The organism is [Clostridium] fimetarium, from assembly GCF_900111235.1.
In the GTDB taxonomy this organism is placed as follows: domain Bacteria; phylum Bacillota; class Clostridia; order Lachnospirales; family Lachnospiraceae; genus Clostridium_N; species Clostridium_N fimetarium.
The window spans coordinates 1-20,664 of record NZ_FOJI01000016.1 but is presented as its reverse complement, the minus strand read 5'-3'; the positions used below and the strand labels follow the sequence as shown (position 1 = coordinate 20,664).

The 20,664-nt window shown below is 33.0% G+C and carries 19 protein-coding genes; all 19 read left to right on the top strand.

Annotated features, from left to right (window positions below; all coding sequences use genetic code 11):
- Positions 1-163: 163 nt before the first annotated feature.
- The 19 genes from BMY18_RS16870 (at position 164) to BMY18_RS16780 (ending at position 20,435) form a co-directional block, all read left to right on the top strand.
- Positions 164-1,039, top strand: coding sequence for a M23 family metallopeptidase (locus BMY18_RS16870; protein WP_242941062.1), 876 nt, complete (start codon positions 164-166; stop codon positions 1,037-1,039).
- A gap of 119 nt (positions 1,040-1,158) precedes the next feature.
- Positions 1,159-1,959 carry a GTP pyrophosphokinase gene (locus BMY18_RS16865; RefSeq protein ID WP_092456364.1) on the top strand — a complete coding sequence of 267 codons (801 nt, stop codon included), beginning with the start codon at positions 1,159-1,161 and terminating at the stop codon, positions 1,957-1,959.
- A gap of 47 nt (positions 1,960-2,006) precedes the next feature.
- Positions 2,007-3,383, top strand: coding sequence for an RsmF rRNA methyltransferase first C-terminal domain-containing protein (locus tag BMY18_RS16860; protein ID WP_092456359.1), 1,377 nt, complete (start codon positions 2,007-2,009; stop codon positions 3,381-3,383).
- A 13-nt stretch (positions 3,384-3,396) separates the two neighbouring features.
- Entirely contained in the window at positions 3,397-4,122 is a 726-nt protein-coding gene (locus BMY18_RS16855; RefSeq protein ID WP_092456356.1) for a pseudouridine synthase, read from the top strand.
- A 5-nt stretch (positions 4,123-4,127) separates the two neighbouring features.
- Positions 4,128-4,790: an HAD family hydrolase gene (locus BMY18_RS16850; RefSeq protein WP_092456353.1), complete on the top strand. Its 663-nt coding sequence runs from the start codon at positions 4,128-4,130 to the stop codon at positions 4,788-4,790.
- Positions 4,791-4,960: 170 nt separating this feature from the next.
- Positions 4,961-7,057 carry a YgiQ family radical SAM protein gene (locus BMY18_RS16845; protein ID WP_092456350.1) on the top strand — a complete coding sequence of 699 codons (2,097 nt, stop codon included), beginning with the start codon at positions 4,961-4,963 and terminating at the stop codon, positions 7,055-7,057.
- A 77-nt stretch (positions 7,058-7,134) separates the two neighbouring features.
- On the top strand, positions 7,135-7,896 hold the full coding sequence (locus tag BMY18_RS16840; protein WP_092456347.1) for an SDR family NAD(P)-dependent oxidoreductase: 762 nt from the start codon (positions 7,135-7,137) through the stop codon (positions 7,894-7,896).
- 106 nt (positions 7,897-8,002) lie between these two features.
- Positions 8,003-8,581 carry a hypothetical protein gene (locus BMY18_RS16835; protein ID WP_139197318.1) on the top strand — a complete coding sequence of 193 codons (579 nt, stop codon included), beginning with the start codon at positions 8,003-8,005 and terminating at the stop codon, positions 8,579-8,581.
- Positions 8,578-9,591 (top strand): RluA family pseudouridine synthase, encoded by a 1,014-nt coding sequence (locus tag BMY18_RS16830; RefSeq protein WP_092456340.1) that lies wholly within the window; start codon positions 8,578-8,580, stop codon positions 9,589-9,591. Before BMY18_RS16835 ends, BMY18_RS16830 begins: the two co-directional genes overlap by 4 nt.
- A complete protein-coding gene (locus BMY18_RS16825) occupies positions 9,549-10,082 on the top strand; it encodes a Holliday junction resolvase RecU (protein WP_092456337.1) in 534 nt (177 codons plus the stop codon). Before BMY18_RS16830 ends, BMY18_RS16825 begins: the two co-directional genes overlap by 43 nt.
- 28 nt (positions 10,083-10,110) lie before the next feature.
- Positions 10,111-11,382, top strand: a complete 1,272-nt coding sequence (locus BMY18_RS16820; protein WP_092456334.1) for a GGDEF domain-containing protein — start codon at positions 10,111-10,113, stop codon at positions 11,380-11,382.
- Between the two features lie 126 nt (positions 11,383-11,508).
- Positions 11,509-12,780 carry an ATP phosphoribosyltransferase regulatory subunit gene (gene hisZ, locus BMY18_RS16815; RefSeq protein WP_092456331.1) on the top strand — a complete coding sequence of 424 codons (1,272 nt, stop codon included), beginning with the start codon at positions 11,509-11,511 and terminating at the stop codon, positions 12,778-12,780.
- On the top strand, positions 12,777-13,427 hold the full coding sequence (gene hisG, locus BMY18_RS16810) for an ATP phosphoribosyltransferase (RefSeq protein WP_092456328.1): 651 nt from the start codon (positions 12,777-12,779) through the stop codon (positions 13,425-13,427). The genes hisZ and hisG overlap by 4 nt, the downstream gene beginning before the upstream one ends.
- 19 nt (positions 13,428-13,446) lie before the next feature.
- Positions 13,447-14,739 carry a histidinol dehydrogenase gene (hisD, locus tag BMY18_RS16805; RefSeq protein ID WP_092456326.1) on the top strand — a complete coding sequence of 431 codons (1,293 nt, stop codon included), beginning with the start codon at positions 13,447-13,449 and terminating at the stop codon, positions 14,737-14,739.
- A gap of 526 nt (positions 14,740-15,265) precedes the next feature.
- Complete coding sequence (gene hisB, locus BMY18_RS16800) at positions 15,266-15,865, top strand: imidazoleglycerol-phosphate dehydratase HisB (RefSeq protein ID WP_092456322.1); 600 nt, start codon at positions 15,266-15,268, stop codon at positions 15,863-15,865.
- Positions 15,866-15,892: 27 nt separating this feature from the next.
- Complete coding sequence (gene hisIE, locus BMY18_RS16795; protein ID WP_092456319.1) at positions 15,893-17,167, top strand: bifunctional phosphoribosyl-AMP cyclohydrolase/phosphoribosyl-ATP diphosphatase HisIE; 1,275 nt, start codon at positions 15,893-15,895, stop codon at positions 17,165-17,167.
- Positions 17,168-17,210: 43 nt separating this feature from the next.
- Entirely contained in the window at positions 17,211-18,419 is a 1,209-nt protein-coding gene (locus tag BMY18_RS16790; protein ID WP_092456316.1) for a ribonuclease E/G, read from the top strand.
- A gap of 19 nt (positions 18,420-18,438) precedes the next feature.
- Positions 18,439-18,933 (top strand): phosphatase PAP2 family protein, encoded by a 495-nt coding sequence (locus tag BMY18_RS16785; protein ID WP_092456314.1) that lies wholly within the window; start codon positions 18,439-18,441, stop codon positions 18,931-18,933.
- A 107-nt stretch (positions 18,934-19,040) separates the two neighbouring features.
- Positions 19,041-20,435 carry a family 4 glycosyl hydrolase gene (locus BMY18_RS16780; protein WP_092456311.1) on the top strand — a complete coding sequence of 465 codons (1,395 nt, stop codon included), beginning with the start codon at positions 19,041-19,043 and terminating at the stop codon, positions 20,433-20,435.
- Positions 20,436-20,664 lie beyond the last annotated feature (229 nt).

The following is a 20,664-nucleotide window of genomic DNA, read 5'->3' as shown; positions in this document are numbered from 1 at the left end:
GATTATGTATTTACCTTGCCTTTCCTTCAAGTAGTATATTTTTTACAAGCCTCAAAGATGATGAAAAGCAGGTTAGAAATTGAATTATTTGTGAAAGTATGAATATTTTATTGATGTCTTGGCATAAAGATATATAGATGTGGGATGGCGAGATGGACAGGGAATGGATGAGAAAAGTGTATATAATGTAAAAAATATATATATTGCTCTTTGTTTGGTGATTTGTATTTTGATAAGTGTTATGCAGGACTATATTGTTGAGGAATATTCTGCATTGCCCGAAGGGGATTATACGATTACGGCGAGTAGGTTTCGGTCTATGGACTTTGGCGAAAACGGTATTGCTTCGATATTTGAATATTCTGATGAAATCAATATGAATCCTTATGAATTAATGGTTGTTCTTATGATAGACAATAAATTTGATTTGCAAAATGTCGATATACATTCTTATTCAAAAACTGAATTGGTAAGATTTCGAAATAAAATAATTCGTAAATATCCAAATGAATTCGCACAATTTAAAGATAGTTATAAATCTATATTTTCAAATCTATCATATTTTCCAGTACCGAAATCAACTGCTAAAAGAAAATGGGTAGAATATGTGGATTCGTGGGGGGGTACTCGAACTTATGGTGGTGAAAGAACACATGAAGGTACTGATGTTATGGCGCTTGAAAACACGAGAGGCATATATCCAATACTTTCCGTTACGAGTGGCACGATAGCAAATATTGGGTGGCTTGAACAGGGTGGTTATCGTATCGGTATTTTGGCTGAGAATGGAGCATATTTATACTATGCGCATATGGCGTCCTACGCCCCAGACATAAAAGAGGGTGGCAGTGTTGTCGCTGGTCAGTTTTTAGGCTATATGGGTGATACCGGATATAGTGTAGTAGAAGGTACCACTGGTAAATTTGATGTTCATCTGCATTTTGGCATATATTTAAATGAAACTGCTGATGAAATAAGCATTAACCCATATTGGATTTTAAGATATTTAGAAAATAAAACACTATATTATAGTTACTAAATATGATACAATGTGGTGTACATATTTCATGAAACATATATGAATGATCAGTGGGAAAAGCGGTTTGTGAGTATACAATTATTAAAAAGGGGATATATAATTAGGAGGGATTACATTACATGGAATTACAATTGTGGAAAGAAATTTTAACGCCTTATGATTTAGCTGTTGATGAGCTACAATTAAAATTTAATCATATTATTAAAGAATACAAACAATCAGGTAAATATTCACCAATCGAACAAGTCATCGGAAGAGTAAAAAGTATTTCTAGTATTCTCGAAAAAGCACAGAAGAAAAATATTGAAATTGATAAAATAGAAGTATCCTTAGATGATATTGCAGGTATCCGAATTATCTGCCAGTTTATTGATGATATATATACTGTTGTAAAACTAATACGTGAACGAAGCGATATGAAAATCAAAAGTGAAAAAGATTATATTACGAATATGAAGCGAAGTGGATATAGAAGTTATCACATTATAGTGATGTACAAAGTTGAAACATTAACTGGATCAAAGTCAATACCGGTCGAAATTCAAATAAGAACTTTGGCAATGAATTTTTGGGCAACAATTGAGCATTCCTTACAATATAAGTATCATCAAAACATTCCTAAACCGATTAGAGAACGTTTGAATTCTTCATCAGAAGCAATCATTACGTTAGACAATGAGATGTCCTCCATTCATGGTGAAATCATGGATGCGCAAAACTTTTATATCATAAAATCAAATGTTGTATCTGATATTTTAAATACGATACAGAACTTATATAAAGTTGCTAACAAAAGAGAAATCGTAAAAATCCAAGATGAATTTTATGAGTTATACGAAAAAAGTGATATTGAACAACTAGAACGATTTAATCGGCAGTTAGATATAATCTCCGAAGGATACAGAGCGCAAGGCATTTAACCATCATGTAAATACATAAGAATTTCAAAAAAGGATATCTATAAATTATGAATCTACCAGAAAAATATTTAACCACAATGAAAGATATGTTAGGAAATGAATTTGATGAATATCTAGAAAGTTTTAATGATAATAGATTATATGGTCTCAGGGTAAACACACTAAAGATTTCGGCAACTGATTTTTTAAAGATCTCACCATTTAGATTAAAACCTATTCCCTGGATAGAGAATGGGTTTTATTTTAGTGAAAATGATAAGCCAGCAAAGCATCCTTTTTACTTTGCTGGGCTATACTATATTCAAGAGCCAAGTGCAATGACACCAGCTAATGTTTTGCCCATTAATGAGGGGGACAAGGTGTTTGATATGTGCGCAGCTCCTGGTGGTAAATCCACTCAGTTAGGAGCAAAGCTAAATCGAACAGGCTTGCTAATTACAAATGATATCAGTAACACTAGAGCGAAGGCCCTTTTGAAAAATGTAGAGCTAGCCGGAATCCCAAATCTAATGGTATTAAGTGAAGATCCTAAGAAACTGATTCATTATTATAACGGTTTCTTTGATAAAGTCCTGATTGATGCGCCATGTTCTGGAGAAGGGATGTTTAGAAAAGACAGCAAACTAATTAAAAGCTGGGAGAGCAATGGTCCCGAATTCTATCATGAAATTCAAAAAGAATTATTACTGATTGGTGCAGACATGTTAAAGCCAGGAGGGATGATGTTATATTCAACTTGCACATTTTCAAAAGTTGAAGATGAACAGAGCATTCGGTATTTATTAAACAATAGACCAGAATTTTCAATCATTGATATAAAAGATTATAGTGGCTTTTCCCACGGGTATGAAGATACGGTTGAAGACACTAAAATGAATTTCAGTAAGATGGTTCGTATTTGGCCATATAAAATGAGTGGGGAAGGACATTTTGTAGCGTTATTGCAAAAATCCGTTGATCGAGAATTGATTAATCATTTAGATTCTCCTGCTCTAAAAGCAAAATTACCAGCGGAACTAATACAATTTATGGAAGCTGTAACTTACCCAATTAACAAAGATGAAATTGAGATTATCGATGATCACGTATATGTGATACCAAAATTAGCAGGAAATCATAAAGGTTTGAGAATGCTTAGATCTGGTCTGCTTTTAGGCATATGTAAAAAAAACAGGTTTGAACCAAGCCAAGCATTGGCGATGGCAATGAAGATGGATGACTATGCTTCATCAATTAATATGACCATCAGTGATCCAAACGTTATCAAATATTTAAAAGGTGAAACAATAGAAATTGAAGAGATAAAAACAGCAAAACCAGCTGGATGGCAATTAATATGTGTAGATAATTTTCCTCTTGGATGGGGGAAATTATCAGGAACAACATTAAAGAATAAATATTGTGCTAGTTGGCGATGGATGTAAGAGAGGTGTTTTAATGGCAAATATACGATTAGACAAATATTTGGCTGACATGCAATTGGGTACAAGAAGTCAAGTCAAAGAATATATCAGAAAAGGAAGAATATTAGTTAACAATAATAATGTTATGTCACCCAATGCTAAGGTTGATACAAAAATTGACATCATTTTATTTGATGGGCGTAATATTTCATATGAAGATTTTGAATATTATATGTTAAATAAGCCTGCAGGTGTTTTATCCGCTACAAGAGACAAGCATTCCGATACTGTCCTTGACATCATTCAAGGCTTTACACGTAAGGATTTATTCCCCGTTGGACGATTAGATAAAGATACAGAAGGGCTGTTGCTCATCACCAATGATGGTATGTTGGCGCATAATTTACTATCACCTAAAAAACATGTTGATAAAACATATTTTGCAAAAATAAATGGAAAAGTATTACCGAAACATATCTTAGAGTTTGCAAATGGAATTTATATTGAAGAAGATATTAAAACACTTCCTGCAACGCTTAAGATACTAACATCAGGAATAGAATCAGAAATCGAGCTTACAATTCATGAAGGAAAATTTCATCAAGTTAAGAAAATGTTTGAGAAAATAGATACGGAAGTCACTTACTTAAAACGACTTTCTATGGGCACGCTTGTTTTAGATGATAATTTACAGCCTGGAGAATATAGAAAATTAACCGATTCAGAAATTGAAGACTTAAAAAGTATTAAGGTGGAATAAAATTTATGTTAACAAATATCGAGGCAGTTATTTTTGATTTAGATGGAACGTTACTTGATTCTATGCAGGTATGGAAAAATATAGATATTGATTTTCTTGGTAAGAGACAACTTACCCCACCTCCAGATTTATCAAGACAAATAGAGGGGATGAGCTTTTGTGAAACAGCAGCCTGTTTTAAAGAACTCTTTTCATTATCAGAAAGTATTGAAGAAATACAAGATATTTGGCATTCTATGGCATTTGATAAATATAAAAATGAAATCAAATTAAAAGAGGGTGCCTATGACTTTCTTAACATACTGAAAGATAGAAATATAAAGCTTGGCATTGCAACTAGTAATTCAAGAAAATTAGTTGAAACATGTTTGATTTCTTTAGAGATTATTGATATGTTTGATGTTATTATTACAGGAAATGATATAACAAATGGAAAACCATCACCAGATATATATTTAAAAGCTGCTGATTTTATGAAAGTTTCACCTGAAAAATGTTTGATATTTGAAGATGTTCCAAATGGAATTCAGGCAGGTATCAATGCAAACATGAGAACCTGTGCAGTTTATGATGACTTTTCGGCACAATTAACAGATGAAAAGAAAGAATTAGCCAACTTCTACATTGAAAATTATTTTGATCTTTTAAAATATGTAAATAAAAATTAAAATGAATTTTACAAATAATATTTCGAAGGATAATTCGATTAATAATTTGAATGATAAATCGAATGATATTTATATAAGTTTTCGATGGAATTTCGAATTACAATTTGAATGATATTTATATATATTTTCGATGGAATTTCGAATGACAAATAGATTATGAAAGGCAACAAATGAATATAAATGATTTTTTACCAATCAGCAAAAAAGATATGAAGAAACGAGGATGGACTCAATGTGATTTTGTTTATATTATAGGTGATGCCTATGTGGATCACCCTTCCTTTGGTCCTGCAATCATCAGCCGAATTCTTGAGGCAAATGGATACAAAGTAGGGATTATTTCTCAGCCGGATTGGAAAGTCAAAGAAAGCCTTACCATATTTGGTGAGCCTCGATTGGGATTTCTCGTAAGTGGCGGAAATATGGATTCTATGGTAAACCATTACACCGTTTCAAAAAAACATCGAAAAAATGATGCATTTACTCCTGGAGGAGTAATGGGCAAGCGCCCTGATTATGCGACAATTGTATATTGTAATCTAATTCGTCAGACATATAAAACTGCACCAATCATCATTGGAGGTATTGAAGCCAGCCTAAGAAGGCTTGGTCACTATGATTATTGGTCGGATAAAGTCAAACACTCTATATTACTAGATTCTGGAGCTGATATCATATCTTATGGCATGGGCGAGCACTCCATTATAGAAATTGCAGATGCTTTAAATAGTGGGATTAACATTTCTGATATCACATTTATTAAAGGTACTGTTTACAAAGCAAAAAGTTTGGACAACATCTATGACTATATTCAATTGCCTGACTTTGATAGCATTGTTGCAGATAAAGAAATCTTTGCCAAAAGTTATTATACGCAATACTCTAACACCGATCCATTTGTTGGTAAGACACTGATTGAAAAATACAAAGAAAAAATGTATGTGGTTCAAAATCCACCTTCTACTCCACTTACAGAAGCTGAGATGGATGACGTTTATACGTATCCTTATATGCGTTCTTATCACCCAAGTTACGAAAAAGATGGAGGCATACCTGCTTTAGAAGAAATCAAGTTCAGTATTACTAGTAATCGTGGTTGCTTTGGCGGTTGCAGTTTCTGTGCATTAACGTTTCATCAGGGACGTATTATTCAAATCAGAAGCCAAAACTCTATTATCAAAGAAGCAACGCAAATGACGCAGGACCCAGAATTCAAAGGAAATATTCATGACGTTGGAGGACCTACGGCAAACTTTAGACATCCTTCCTGCGACAAACAACTTACAAAAGGCGTATGTTCAAATAAGCAATGCATGTTTCCAACACTATGTAAAAACCTGAAAGCTGATCATAAAGACTATGTGAGTCTTCTTCGCAAATTAAGAGATATTCCCAAAGTAAAAAAAGTATTTATTCGTTCCGGAATACGATTTGATTATGTTCTTGCAGACAAAGATGATACATTTCTAAACGAATTATGTCAGCACTATATAAGTGGACAATTAAGAGTCGCGCCTGAACATATATCCGATAATGTTCTAAAAAGAATGGGTAAACCAGCCAACAGTGTATACCAGGAATTTGTCAAAAAATTTGATATTGCGAATAAAAAAACTGGTAAAGAACAATTTATCGTTCCATATCTAATGTCCTCACATCCAGGATCTACAATGATTGAGGCCATTGAGCTTGCTGAATATATTAGAGATTTAGGATATATGCCAGAACAGGTGCAAGATTTTTATCCAACTCCTTCAACTATATCAACTTGTATGTATTATACCGGATATGATCCACGTACCATGGAAAAAGTATATACTCCAGTTAGCTTTCATGAAAAAGCAATACAAAGAGCACTTATTCAATATAAGAAACCTGAAAATTATGATTTAGTAAAAGAAGCGCTTCTTGAAAATAACCGTCAGGATTTAATTGGATTTGAAAAACATTGTTTGATTCCTCCTAGAAAATTCAAAAGTTCTAACTACAAGGATCATAAGGGCAGTAACGATAGCACAACAAATAGAAGTGATGTAAAAAGTAATAGCAGAACTGATAACAGAAGCAATACAAAAAGTAATAGCAGAACTGATAACAGAAGCAATACAAAAAACGATACTAGAAGTAACACAAGAAGTGATACCAGAAATAACACAAAAAGCGATACCAGAAGCAATACGAAAAGTGATATAATTAATAAGAGGACTTACGGCAATAGAAATAGTAAAGTTGTTCAAAATAAACCAAGAAATTCAAAGAATAACTAATTGTGATTTAATCTTTCTATTAACAAAGTTCCATTATATGTTTATAGGGAAATAGCAAAAAGGGAGGCCGGAAAAGAATGAACATAGCGATAATTACAGGCGCATCTTCAGGAATTGGTGAAGAGTTCGCGCTTCAGATATCAAATAAGTATTCTGATTTGGATGAAATTTGGATTATAGCACGACGTAAAGATAGACTTGAAATACTATCTGATAAGTTACGCGCAAAAGCCAGGATTTTAACTTTAGATCTAGCGCTTGATTCTGATTTAAGACAATTTAAAAATGAGCTTGATCTTATTAGCCCGTCTGTACAAATATTAGTAAATTGTGCGGGTTTTGGCAAAATTGGCCCTTTTGCATTAGGTTCATACGAAGAAGAAGTAGGTATGGTTAATGTCAATTGCAAAGCATTAACCGCAGTAACTTATTTCGTTCTTCCATATATGAAAGAACATGGCAGCATTATCCAGATATCTTCAGCTGCTGCATTTCTTCCCCAACCTGACTTTGCAGTATATGCTGCTTCAAAAGCTTATGTATTAAGCTTTTCACGTGCATTAAAATATGAATTACATAAGCGTAAAATCAATGTTACCGCAATATGTCCAGGTCCCGTTGATACAGCCTTCTTTGATAAAGCAGATCCAGACAATCAAGGAAAACAATACAAGAAAATATTTCGCGTGAAGCCACAAAAAGTTGTCACGAAGGCATTAAAAGATTCTACGTTAGGGAATGAACTTTCAATATACGGATGGCCTATGAAGTGTGTATTTGCATTTTCAAAAATACTACCTCACAAATTAATTCTTAAACTTGTTTATGAAACCCATTAAGTATTCTGATTAATGACAATATGAGAACATTGCTAATGAAGGCGATATCAAATAAAGCAAACTTGGATGTGTCCTGCTAAAGCAAGCCACAGGAATGGTGAAAAATATGAAACGAACAAATAAATGCCAATATGGCTATATCAAATACAAGAAGTATCAACAACTGTTAATAACCCTAATTGGATTATCTATCATTGCAGGATTTTTTATTGCAGGTATCATTATTTATGGTAGCAAGAACAATACTTTGACTGTTTTAGCTTCATTAAGTGCTTTACCATTTGCAAAAACTGCTTCTAATTTAATTATGTTTTTGCCACATAAGTCTACCACGAAAGAGCTATATAATAGTGTGGAACAGCGAAACAAATACTATATTACAAATTATGACTGTATTTTCACGTCAAAGGAACATGCTATGCCAATACAAGCTGTCATAACTACTGATAATACAATTTTAGCTTATACAGATTCTACCAAAGTTGAAGCAATCCATTTTGAGGAATCCTTAAGAAAATTCCTAAATAAAGCAGGTGAATTAGTTACAGTCAATCTATATAAAGATCAAAATAAGTTCCTAAAAAAAATAGAGTATTTAAACTCAGTTAAATATAATGAATTAACGGATGAAAGCAAAGAAGATATGAAAAAAATCAATGAAACAATGAAGGCTATGTGCCTATGAAACAACTAATAATCGAAAAAAATGAAGCTGGACAGCGTTTTGATAAGTTCCTAGCAAAACTTTTAAAGGAAGCTCCAAGTAGTTTTATTCATAAAATGCTTCGGAAGAAAAATATCACATTAAATGGCAAAAAAGCAGATGGTAGTGAAAAGCTCCTACTAAATGATGAAGTCAAACTATTTCTGGCTGATGAAACGATTGAAAAGTTTTCAGTACCAGCTGGTCAAATTGAAGCTGAAAGCGCCAATTTAACAAAGCATGATTCAAATAAGCTTGATATCGTATTTGAAAATGAAGATATTATTATGATAAATAAACCCTCAGGGATGCTTTCACAAAAAGCAAAGCCAGAAGATGTTTCATTAATTGAATATATGCTGTCATATTTGCTCCAAACGGGCGAATTAACAACTGAGATGTTAAAGACATTTAAACCCGGTATTTGCAACAGATTAGATCGAAACACAAGTGGTATCGTGGTTGGTGGCAAAACAATGAAAGGTCTTCAGAAAATGTCAGAAGCGTTTAAAGAGCGAACGATTCATAAATATTACCTATGCATTGTCAAAGGAATACTAAAGGATAGAAACACCATTGAAGGTTTTCTCGTGAAAGATCATTCCACAAATAAAGTGATAATAAGTAAAAATGATCCAAATGATTCTGAGTCTCTACCCATCAAAACTGAATATATACCAATTGCAAATAATGATACTTTGACTTTATTGAAAGTAAATCTAATTACTGGGCGTTCACACCAAATCAGAGCCCATTTATCATCTATTGGCCATCCTATTATAGGAGATTTCAAATATGGTAGTGCAACGATCAATGAACAATACAATAAAAAATATAATATAAAATCTCAGTTATTGCATGCATATGAAGTTGTATATACGCCTATGCAATTAAAAGTTCATACTGAGATTCCTAAAGACATGGATCATGTTTTGAGAGGTGAAAACATATGGCAACCTGGAATTCAAGAGGCCTTAGAGGCTCAATATTAGAAGAATTAATTAATCATTGCAACGATAAATATCTAGAGAATAATCTTGCACTTATTCAAAAGATACCTACACCCATTAAGCCCATTAATATAGATAAGGAAACTCGTCATATTACTTTGGCATATTTTGATCAAAAGAGTACCGTTGATTATATTGGTGTTGTACAAGGAATTCCTGTATGTTTTGATGCAAAAGAATGTAGTTCCAATACGTTTCCGATTCAAAACATCCACGAACATCAGATCGAATTTATGAGTAATTATGAAAAGCAAGGTGGAGTTGCATTTATTATATTATACTTTTCAACTTGTGATGAAAAATATTACATACCGTTTACCGATATCATGCTTTTTTGGAATCGATCGAAGGAGGGTGGGCGAAAAAGTTTCACCTATGATGAGATAAATAAAGAGTATAAAATCAGGTCTGTACGTGGTATAATGGTACATTATATCGAGATGATTCAAAAAGATTTAGATAGTAGAAATTAAGTCAAAATTTTATGGGGCAAAATGAACGATGAATATGAAAAAGTTTGATGAATACGAGTTAACAGATGGTAGTGCAATTATAGATAATAATTTTGTTATTATTACTGCAAATGAAGCACTATATAGATTTATGGGTATTTTAACTTTATATACGGTTATTGATATTATTCATCAAGTTGACTTAGATGATTTTATTGATGTTGCTAATTCCTTACGACCAAACACAGAAAAATCAATGGTTATTCGAATGAAGCGCTTTGATAATTCCTATCGTTGGATGTTAGCGAAAGTAAAAAGATTCATTTCTAATAATGATGACTATTCAACAAAAGAATACATAGAGCTTCACGTGTCAGATATACTTGCAGTTGAAAAGCTAAAAAATAATTATAATGAGTTACTTTTAAAGGGCGACCATATCATGGCTGTTGAAGGTAATATTAATTTCTCATATGATTGTACGACGAATGTCATTTCATTTTATAGCTATGTAGACAATAAACTTATGCAAATGAGTGAATGTCCATTATCCACATGGATTAAAAACCTTATAGATACTGATTCTATTAGTGCAGAAGCGGTTACTGAATCAGCACTTTTGTATGATGATTTTATAAACTGTAAAAGCGAATTTTATTATAAGATAATATCTAATTACTTTTCTTTTGATAATGTGCCTGAGAACCTTTCTATAAAAGCTTCTACTATATTTGAAAATATGAAACCATCCATTATTGTAGGTAGCATTCAAAATAATGACAATTGTGGCATCGGATATTCTAGGTATACCTATCTTCATGCAAGAAAACATGAACTCTTTTCATTCAATGAGATTAATGACTATGTACGTGAAAACATTTCACTTAATCCAAAATGTGAAATTTCGTTGATCCTTATAGAAATCGATGGCTTTGATGTACTTAAAGATACAAAAGGTGATGATTTTGTAAACGAACTATATTCATCTGTTATTAGTACTGCAAAAGAGATTGTTGGATACAGAGGAGTAGTAGGTTCTTACAAATTTGGTACTGTATACATTGCAATCAAAAACATTATTTCTGATTTAAGTACAAGAGCTTTTATAGAGTCTCTAAGAAATCAGATTTCATGGAATTATAAACTGACAAATCAAAACTATGACATTACCTTTTCAATTGGAATCAGTAGACGCCCAATTAATGGTAAAGAGTACGAACTATTATTCAAAAAATCGTTAAGAGCACTTGAAATTGCGAAAGAAAAAGGAATGAATCGTTATATTATTTACCTTGATAATGTACATAGTGATATTAAATAATTTACATAGTGATATTGCATAGTTGACAAAGATTTATCGGTATTGTATAATTCACTATTATGTGGTATCAGATTAGCACGTTACAACAGTGAAGTGTATTCTGCTGATACAAGATTGGAGGATATTATGAAAAAAAAATTACTGCATACCCCTGAGGGAGTTAGAGATATACACAATGAAGAATGTGCCAAGAAATTGGTTCTTCAGTCAAGAATTCATGACGTTTTAAATCTTTATGGATATAGTGATATACAAACTCCGACATTTGAATTTTTTGATATATTTAATAAAGAACGTGGAAGTGTATCTTCTAATGAAATGTTCAAGTTTTTCGATAGAGATGGAAAAACTTTAGTTTTACGCCCAGATATGACGCCATCTATTGCTAGAACTGCAGCAAAATATTATGGTGAAACTAATTCAACGTTAAAGTTATGTTATTTAGGAAACACATTTATTAACAATAGTAGCTATCAAGGACGTTTAAAAGAGACTACTCAGATGGGTGCTGAATTGATAGGGGATGATTCCCTTGATGCTGATGCTGAAGTAATTGCTATGGTTATTGACTGTTTGCTTAATTCAGGACTCAAAGAATTCCAAGTTGAAATCGGACAAGTTCAATTTTTAAAAGGGCTCTTAAATGAAGCCGGCATTAGTGATGATGCTGAGGAAGAATTATGTGAACTTATTTTAAACAAAAGTTATTTTGGTGTGGAAGAACTTTTAAACACCCAAAATATTGATCGAAAGATTGCTGAAACATTGCTTTTATTACCACAATTATTTGGCTCAGTGGAAGTACTTGAAAAAGCAAAAACGCTTTCAAGTAATCCGCAATCACTTGCTGCAATAAAAAGACTAGAAGATTTATATCAGTTATTAAAAGTATATGGTTACGAAAAATATATTACATTTGATTTAGGAATGTTAAGTAAACATGCATATTACACTGGTGTAATATTTAATGCTTATACATATGGCACTGGCGATTCAGTTGTAAAAGGCGGTAGATATGATAAGCTTATTGGTCAGTTTGGTAGCGACAAAGCATCTATTGGATTTTCTATTACCGTAGACCAATTAATGATTGCACTTGAACGTCAAAAAATCGATATTCCACTTGATAAGAGCGGAACTTTGGTTTTATATAAGTCAGATGATAGAAATATTTCAATTCATCTTTCTAAATATATAAGATCAATTGGAACAAATGTCAATATGATCCATCATGATTTTGCAAAAAATATAAAAGAATATATAGAATACGCAAAGTCAACAAATCTTGATCAAATTCTCAACATTAAAACAGATAAAGAAGTTGAAATTATAAATGTAGCAACAGGTGTTAGCCGTATAGCAAACATCTCATCTTTGATGGGAGGTAACAACGAATGAGATATATAACATTTGCACTTGCAAAAGGCAGACTTGCCAAAAAGACTTTAGAAATTTTCGAACAAATCGGAATTACCTGTGAAGAAATGAAAGACGATAAATCCAGAAAACTGATTTTTACAAATGAAGAATTGGGACTTCGTTTTTTCCTCGCAAAAGCAACCGATGTACCAACCTATGTGGAATATGGAGCTGCCGATATTGGTATCGTTGGTAAAGATACTATTTTAGAAGAAGGCAGAAAACTATACGAAGTATTTGATTTAAAAACTGGTAACTGTAAAATGTGTGTATGTGGTCCCGCTTCAGCGAGGGAACTTCTAAAACATCATGAGTTAATTAGAGTTGCTACAAAATATCCAAATATTGCAAAAGATTATTTCTATAATAAGAAACATCAGACAGTTGAAATAATCAAACTGAATGGTTCGATTGAATTAGCACCTATTGTAGGTCTTTCAGAAGTTATCGTCGATATTGTAGAAACAGGAGCAACTCTGCGAGAAAATGGACTTGAAATTTTAGAAGAAATATGTCCACTTTCTGCAAGAATGGTTGTTAATCAAGTCAGTATGAAAATGGAAAACGAACGTATCACGAAATTGATCAGTGATCTTAAGAATTTTCTTGAAAATGAGAATAAATAGATAGGAGGTAATTGTAATTATGAGAATTATAAAACTTACAGAAGCGAGTAAATATAATATTTTAGAGAATTTATTAAAAAGAAGTCCGAATAGTTATGACCAATTTGAATCCGTTGTGGCTGATATTTTATACGATATCAAAAAAAATGGTGACGAAGCGATTTTTAGATATACGAAAAAGTTCGATGGTGCTGATATAAATGCACAAAATATTGTTGTAACACAAGAAGAAATTGAAGAAGCTTATAATCTTGTAGATTCAAGCCTAATTGAGGTAATTAGAAAAGCAATTATAAACATAAGAGAGTTTCATATAAAGCAAAAACAATACAGTTGGTTTGATAGTAAGCCTGATGGTACAATCCTTGGTCAAAAAATTACAGCTCTTTCAAGAGTTGGTGTATATGTTCCAGGTGGTAAGGCAGCCTATCCATCCTCTGTTCTTATGAATATTATCCCAGCAAAGGTTGCTGGAGTTGAAACGATTATTATGACAACACCTCCAGGCGTTGATGGGAAAGTAAATCCAGGTACTTTAGTTGCTGCAAATGAAGCTGGAGTCGATATCATCTATAAAGTAGGTGGTGCCCAAGCAATTGGTGCGCTAGCATATGGTACAGAATCAATTCCTAAGGTTGATAAGATCGTAGGCCCTGGTAATATTTATGTAGCACTTGCTAAAAAAGCAGTATTTGGATATGTAAGTATTGATTCTGTTGCAGGACCTAGTGAAATCCTTATTATCGCTGATGAAGCAGCAAATCCACGTTTTATAGCTGCAGATCTTTTATCTCAGGCAGAACATGATGAGATGGCTTCCGCAATTCTTATTACAACCAGTGAAGAACTTGCGAATAAAGTATCCGCTCAGGTTGATCTATTTGTAAAAGAATTATCGCGAACTGAAATCATACAAAAATCGCTTGATAACTACGGATATATTTTAATTGCGCAGTCTATGGAGGAAGCAATTCAGGTTGCAAATGAAATTGCTTCTGAACATTTAGAAATCGTTACAAAAGATCCATTTAACATTATGACAAAGATTAAAAATGCTGGTGCAATATTTCTTGGTGAATATAGCTCCGAGCCTTTGGGCGACTATTTTGCAGGTCCTAACCATGTATTACCAACGAATGGAACTGCAAAATTCTTCTCTGCGCTTAGTGTTGATGATTTCATTAAGAAATCGAGTATTATTTCTTACTCAAGAGAAGCATTAGAACCAATCCATAAGGATATTGAACTATTTGCGGAGGCAGAACAGCTTACGGCACATGCAAATTCCATAAAGGTTAGGTTTGAGAAATAAAGGTGTGATTGATTTTGGTTGTGAAGGGCATACGAATATATCATTATTAATTTCGCCTGCCTTTCCTTCAAGCAGCATGTTTTTTTGCAAGCCTCAGAGATGATAAAAAGTCTCACTTCGTTCGGCTTTTTATCTGAGTCTTGGAAAAAACATGGGCGCTGCTTTCAGCCGGTCTACGGCGAAATCAATAATGATATATTCGTATGCCTTGGGAACTTTATAGAAAACCGAAAATCAAGATAACACGTATTTATTTAAAAACCGTATTGAGCGTGAGGGCGGAACGGGAATGTATGGGTGATTGGGTGGGAATATGAATCAAACATACTTTTCGCTTGCCTGTGGCTTGCTGCGCAAGCACAGGCACAAATTGTTTATACTGTGGACGTCTTGTTTGCGTTACAAATGGCAAATTAGACTTAAGAAAAGCACATAAGCGGCATTCTTTTAAGCGAAAGCTTTGATTGCTGTATTTATTAATATTTGCATGATATTGAGTGGTGCGAAGGCACGGGATGGAGGATATATGACTAATAATGGGAAGCGTAATGCGATTATGGAAAGAAAGACTAGTGAGACGGATATTAAGTTGCGTTTTTGTGTGGATGGGCAGGGCGAAGCTGACGTGGATACGGGGATTGGGTTCTTTGATCATATGTTAAAGAGCTTTGCGAAACATGGATTATTTGACCTTCAGGTAAGTGTGAAGGGGGATTTATTTGTGGATTGTCACCATACGATTGAAGATGTGGGGATTGTTCTTGGTGAGGCGATTAAGGAAGCAATCGGTGATAAGAAATCCATTAAACGATATGGGTCTGTTATGCTTCCTATGGATGAAACATTGATATTGTGTGCGATTGATTTATCTGGGCGCCCTTATCTTGTATTTAATGGCGAATTTCAGGCTAGTAGTGTTGGATATTTTGATACGCAGATGGTAAAAGAATTCTTTTATGCTATATCCTATTCCGCTGGTATGAATCTACATATAAAACAGATGTCTGGTGAAAATGACCATCACATAATTGAAGGTATGTTTAAAGCCTTCGCAAAAGCCCTTGATGAAGCTACTTTAAAGGATCCAAGAATCAAATCGGTCCTTTCAACAAAAGGTGCATTATAATTTACCAATAGGAAGGAAATATCCAAAATGGCATATAAAAAGTTAATTCCAATTATTTTTTTAAAAAATGAAAAAGCATATTTGACATCTGATTGTGATGCGTTAATTAGTATTGCTACACCTGTTGAAATTGCTATGAAATATAGTGAAAATGGTGCAGATGAAATCATCATTATTGATTTATCATATGATGATGATTCTCATGAAAAAGCGATTAATATGATTAGACAGATATCAAAAACAATTGATATTCCTCTAATTGTTGGTGGCAACGTTAAGAGAGTAGAAGATGTAAAAAAATATTTATATGCAGGTGCATCTATTGCACTTTTAGAAGATTGCAAAGAGTCAAACTTACTCATGATGAAAGAAGTTGTAGATCGATTTGGAAAGTCAAAAATTGGTCTTTGGTTCGCAAATGTTGACGAAGAATCAATTAATTTGGCTTCTGACAACCAAGTATCTTGCATTTTAGTGTCTAATATTGACAATAATTCTATTAATAGCATTGATTTTGCAGGAATTCCTGCAATCGTAAGCGCTGAAGATAATATTCAAGAATTGTTAGAAAAAGACTTTGTCCTAGGGGTCACTGGTCCTTTCGTCAGTGTTCCAAATTATGATTTTATGGCTTCAAAGCAAGCACTTACCGATATAGGGATTAGAATGAATACATTTAAAAGCGCAATTCCATTTGTAGATTTCAAGTTAAATAGTGACGGTTTAATTCCTGTAATTGTACAAGATTATAAGACTGATGAAGTTCTTATGCTGGCTTATATGAACAAAGAAGCGTATGATAAAACCATTTCAACAGGTAGAATGTCATATTTTAGTAGAAGCAGACAGGAACTTTGGATAAAAGGCTTAACATCTGGTCATTATCAATATGTAAAATCAATTGAAATTGATTGTGATAACGATACGCTTCTAGCCAAAGTAAAACAAATAGGTGCAGCTTGTCACACCGGAAATAGAAGCTGTTTCTATAGAAATCTTGTTTCATCATCATATGCTCAAACAAATCCACTGAAAGTATTTAATGATGTAATGAGTGTAATAGAAGATAGAAAGCTTCATCCAAAAGAGGGCTCCTACACAAATTACTTATTTGACAAAGGAATTGATAAAATTCTTAAGAAAGTCGGCGAAGAAGCTACCGAAATTATTATTGCAGCTAAAAATCCCGATGCGGAAGAAATCAAATATGAAATTTCAGATTTTCTATATCATGTTATGGTTCTTATGGTATTAAGAGACGTTTCCTGGGAAGATATTGTAAAAGAACTTGCTAATCGTTAATAATCATCATTTATAATCATAATAGTTGTGAGGTTTGCCATACATGAATAAAAAATTAGTCATTACCAGAATCAACAATAGAATAATAAGTTCTGTATACGAAGATTTAAATATGACAGAAGTTAATATTTCCGAAGAGAACACTACCGGTCTTCATAATATATACCTTGGCCGAGTTGAAAATATTGTCAAAAACATTAACTGCGCTTTTGTCGAAATCGAAAAAGGCATCAAATGTTACTATTCACTAGATGAAAATACGAACCATGTTTTTCTTAACAGGAAGAATTCCGACAAAGTTAATGTTGGAGACCTATTACTTGTTCAGATTTCAAAAGAAGGTATTAAATCAAAACTACCTTCTCTTAGCTGCGATATCAATCTACCAGGGAAATATGTAGTATTAGTAAGAGATGCAACTAACATTATGGTATCAAACAAAATCAAAGATAAAAATCGCTGTGGCGCTATCAAGTCACTTTTGAATCCTTTAATGAATGATACAGTAAATCAATTCGGCTACATTGTCCGTACGAATGCAGAAATGGCAGATGACAACAGTATTTTTGCTGAAGCATCTAAACTCAAGGAAAAATATGAGCACATTATGGAGATTGCCCCTTTTAGAGGCGCATTTACTCAAGTTTACTGTAGTGACCCTTCCTATATTGATGATATTATGAATATTAAAACGATTGAATTAGAATCAATTATAACAGATGAGGTTGACTTATACGAAGAACTCAAAAGCTATTTTGAAAATGGTTATTCGAATGAACTTGGTAAATTAAAATTATATGAAGACAAATTATTATCCCTTTCAAAATTATACAACGTTGAAGGTTCTATTAGAAATGCGATCAATAAAAAAGTTTGGCTAAAATCAGGAGGATATCTTGTGATTGAGCCGACTGAAGCACTTACTGTAATTGATGTTAATACTGGTAAGTTTGCTGGAAACAAAAAGATCAAAGAAGATACCTTTTTAAAAATAAACCTTGAAGCAGCCGACGAAATTGGTAAGCAGCTTAAACTACGTAATCTATCTGGAATTATAATTGTGGATTTCATTAATCAAAGCACCCCCGAAAACAAACAGATTCTTTGGGATGCTTTTGATAAAATCGTAAATAAAGATTCTATATCAACTACACTAGTTGATATGACAAAGCTTGATTTAGTTGAACTTACAAGAAAAAAGATACGAAAGCCACTGCATGAAACATGTAATGAATTATTTCTTAAAATTTAGATGACCTAGGAGAATCCTTTTGAATGAAATAAATTATGCAAAAATAAGATTATGGTTATTAGCTGAAAATAGAAGAATTAAATCATTTATGTTTCTATACAAAACATTACCTCTGATTGTATTTATTTCATATATTATTCTATGTGGCTGGCTATTTATAAACGGTGATACACGTATTTTTAAGGTAATTTTAATTCCACTGGTTATTTTTGTATTGGTAAGCATTATCAGAAAAATTATTGACTCACCTCGCCCCTATGTAGTTTTAAATATTGAACCACTCGTAAAAAAAGACAAGGTTGGTGAATCATTTCCAAGCAGACATGTTCTATCTGTTTGTATTATCGCTGTGGCCTGTTTCTATATAAATCCTTGGCTTGGTGTTTTCATGTCAGTAATCGCTTCTTTAATTGCTATTATACGTGTACTAGCTGGCGTTCATTTTATAAAAGATGTTATAGTTGGTGCATTCATTAGTTATGTGATTGGTGGTTTGTCTTTTTGGCTGTTTTAGATTTAAATTCAATGAACAACACAGCTTTTCATTCCTTGTGCTTGCTTTCGCAAGACACATTCCAGCATTTGTAAATTACTATATATAAAATATTAGGAGATACTACTATGAAAAATATTAAAATTGCTTATTTGGGCGGTGGTTCAAAACAATGGGCACGTGTATTTATGACAGATTTAGCAGTAAGTGAAGATTTGGAAGGTGAGATTGCACTCTATGACATTGATATTGAATCTGCAGTTTGCAATCAAAAAATTGGAGCAAACATAAACCTTTCCCCAAACACAAAATCACACTGGGATTATACGATGTGTGAAAATATTGAAGATGCATTAAAAAATGCAACCTTTGTAGTTATTTCCATACTACCTGGTACATTTAATGAGATGCGAAGTGATGTTCATGCGCCTGAAAAATACGAAACTTACCAAAGTGTCGGTGACACAGCTGGTCCCGGTGGTGTTCTTCGAAGCATGCGAACCGTTCCTATCTATGAATTTTTTGCTCAAAAGATAAAAGAATGCTGTCCTAAAACCTGGGTAATTAATTTCACGAATCCAATGAGTATCTGTACAAAAGCTTTATATGATGTATTTCCTGAAATCAAAGCGTTTGGCTGTTGTCATGAAGTATTTCACACACAAGACTTCTTATGTGACATTTTAAAAGAAGAAACTGGAATAGATGCAAAACGAAGTGAATTATATACGGACGTGATTGGAATCAATCATTTTACCTGGATTACAAGTGCCAAGTATAAAAATATTGAGATTATGGATTACATGGATGATTATATCAATAAATTCTATGAGATAGGCCACTATGAGCATGGACCTGCCGACGCTTACAAAACAGATAGCTTTGCATATGCCAATCGTGTCAAAATGGATATGTACAAGCGCTACGGTGTATTGCCTGCAGCCGGTGACAGACATTTAGCGGAATTCATGAACAGTAGCTGGTATCTTGATTCTCCTAAACAGGTTGCTGATTGGAAATTTGCTTTGACAACCGTTGATTTTCGTGTAAAACAACAGCACGAACGTATTGAAGAATCAATCGAAATGGCTGAAGGAACCAAGCCTGTGGAAGTCAAAAAATCGGATGAGGAAGCTGTTGATATTATGCGTGCACTTCTTGGATTCTCCACTAAAATATGCAATGTGAATCTCCCTAATGTTGGACAGATGCCAGGTTATCCACTAGGTGCCATTGTTGAAACAAACGCAGTATTTTCAAATGACTCCGTGAATCCAATTACTGCAAAACCATTACCAATAGCTCCAACGAATCTTATAATGAGATGTTTGTATAATATTGAAAATTTATATGAAGGCATCAAAGAACGAGATCTAGATAAGATATTTGCTAGCTTTGTGAACCAGCCTCTATGCTCAAAATTAACACTCACACAGGCAAATGAGCTGTTTAAAGAGATGGTTATGAATACACGAGAGTATTTAGATGAATACTATGAATTAGATGAATATTTTGATAAATAATTTTATGGTGTATCCTTTCATGCTATATATAACGATATAGGATTTTATTGTATATCATTTAATGCTATATAATTTAAGGTATCGTCCTTTTTAGAATTTTAGATAAACTTACCTAAGTTTATTCATTATAAAGTTGGTCGAATGAAAAGTTAAATTCCATATTGTAAGGTTAAATTCCACCGGTTAAGGATAGAAATAAAATAATTTATAAAATTATTGTTTTATACTA

Excerpts from the sequence above, each read along its gene's own strand:
- BMY18_RS16870 (WP_242941062.1), top strand. The coding sequence starts at position 164 with ATGGATGAGAAAAGTGTATATAATGTAAAAAATATATATATTGCTCTT.
- BMY18_RS16865 (WP_092456364.1), top strand. The coding sequence starts at position 1,159 with ATGGAATTACAATTGTGGAAAGAAATTTTAACGCCTTATGATTTAGCT.
- BMY18_RS16860 (WP_092456359.1), top strand. The coding sequence starts at position 2,007 with ATGAATCTACCAGAAAAATATTTAACCACAATGAAAGATATGTTAGGA.
- BMY18_RS16855 (WP_092456356.1), top strand. The coding sequence starts at position 3,397 with ATGGCAAATATACGATTAGACAAATATTTGGCTGACATGCAATTGGGT.
- BMY18_RS16850 (WP_092456353.1), top strand. The coding sequence starts at position 4,128 with ATGTTAACAAATATCGAGGCAGTTATTTTTGATTTAGATGGAACGTTA.
- BMY18_RS16845 (WP_092456350.1), top strand. The coding sequence starts at position 4,961 with ATGAATATAAATGATTTTTTACCAATCAGCAAAAAAGATATGAAGAAA.
- BMY18_RS16840 (WP_092456347.1), top strand. The coding sequence starts at position 7,135 with ATGAACATAGCGATAATTACAGGCGCATCTTCAGGAATTGGTGAAGAG.
- BMY18_RS16835 (WP_139197318.1), top strand. The coding sequence starts at position 8,003 with ATGAAACGAACAAATAAATGCCAATATGGCTATATCAAATACAAGAAG.
- BMY18_RS16830 (WP_092456340.1), top strand. The coding sequence starts at position 8,578 with ATGAAACAACTAATAATCGAAAAAAATGAAGCTGGACAGCGTTTTGAT.
- BMY18_RS16825 (WP_092456337.1), top strand. The coding sequence starts at position 9,549 with ATGGCAACCTGGAATTCAAGAGGCCTTAGAGGCTCAATATTAGAAGAA.
- BMY18_RS16820 (WP_092456334.1), top strand. The coding sequence starts at position 10,111 with ATGAATATGAAAAAGTTTGATGAATACGAGTTAACAGATGGTAGTGCA.
- hisZ (WP_092456331.1), top strand. The coding sequence starts at position 11,509 with ATGAAAAAAAAATTACTGCATACCCCTGAGGGAGTTAGAGATATACAC.
- hisG (WP_092456328.1), top strand. The coding sequence starts at position 12,777 with ATGAGATATATAACATTTGCACTTGCAAAAGGCAGACTTGCCAAAAAG.
- hisD (WP_092456326.1), top strand. The coding sequence starts at position 13,447 with ATGAGAATTATAAAACTTACAGAAGCGAGTAAATATAATATTTTAGAG.
- hisB (WP_092456322.1), top strand. The coding sequence starts at position 15,266 with ATGACTAATAATGGGAAGCGTAATGCGATTATGGAAAGAAAGACTAGT.
- hisIE (WP_092456319.1), top strand. The coding sequence starts at position 15,893 with ATGGCATATAAAAAGTTAATTCCAATTATTTTTTTAAAAAATGAAAAA.
- BMY18_RS16790 (WP_092456316.1), top strand. The coding sequence starts at position 17,211 with ATGAATAAAAAATTAGTCATTACCAGAATCAACAATAGAATAATAAGT.
- BMY18_RS16780 (WP_092456311.1), top strand. The coding sequence starts at position 19,041 with ATGAAAAATATTAAAATTGCTTATTTGGGCGGTGGTTCAAAACAATGG.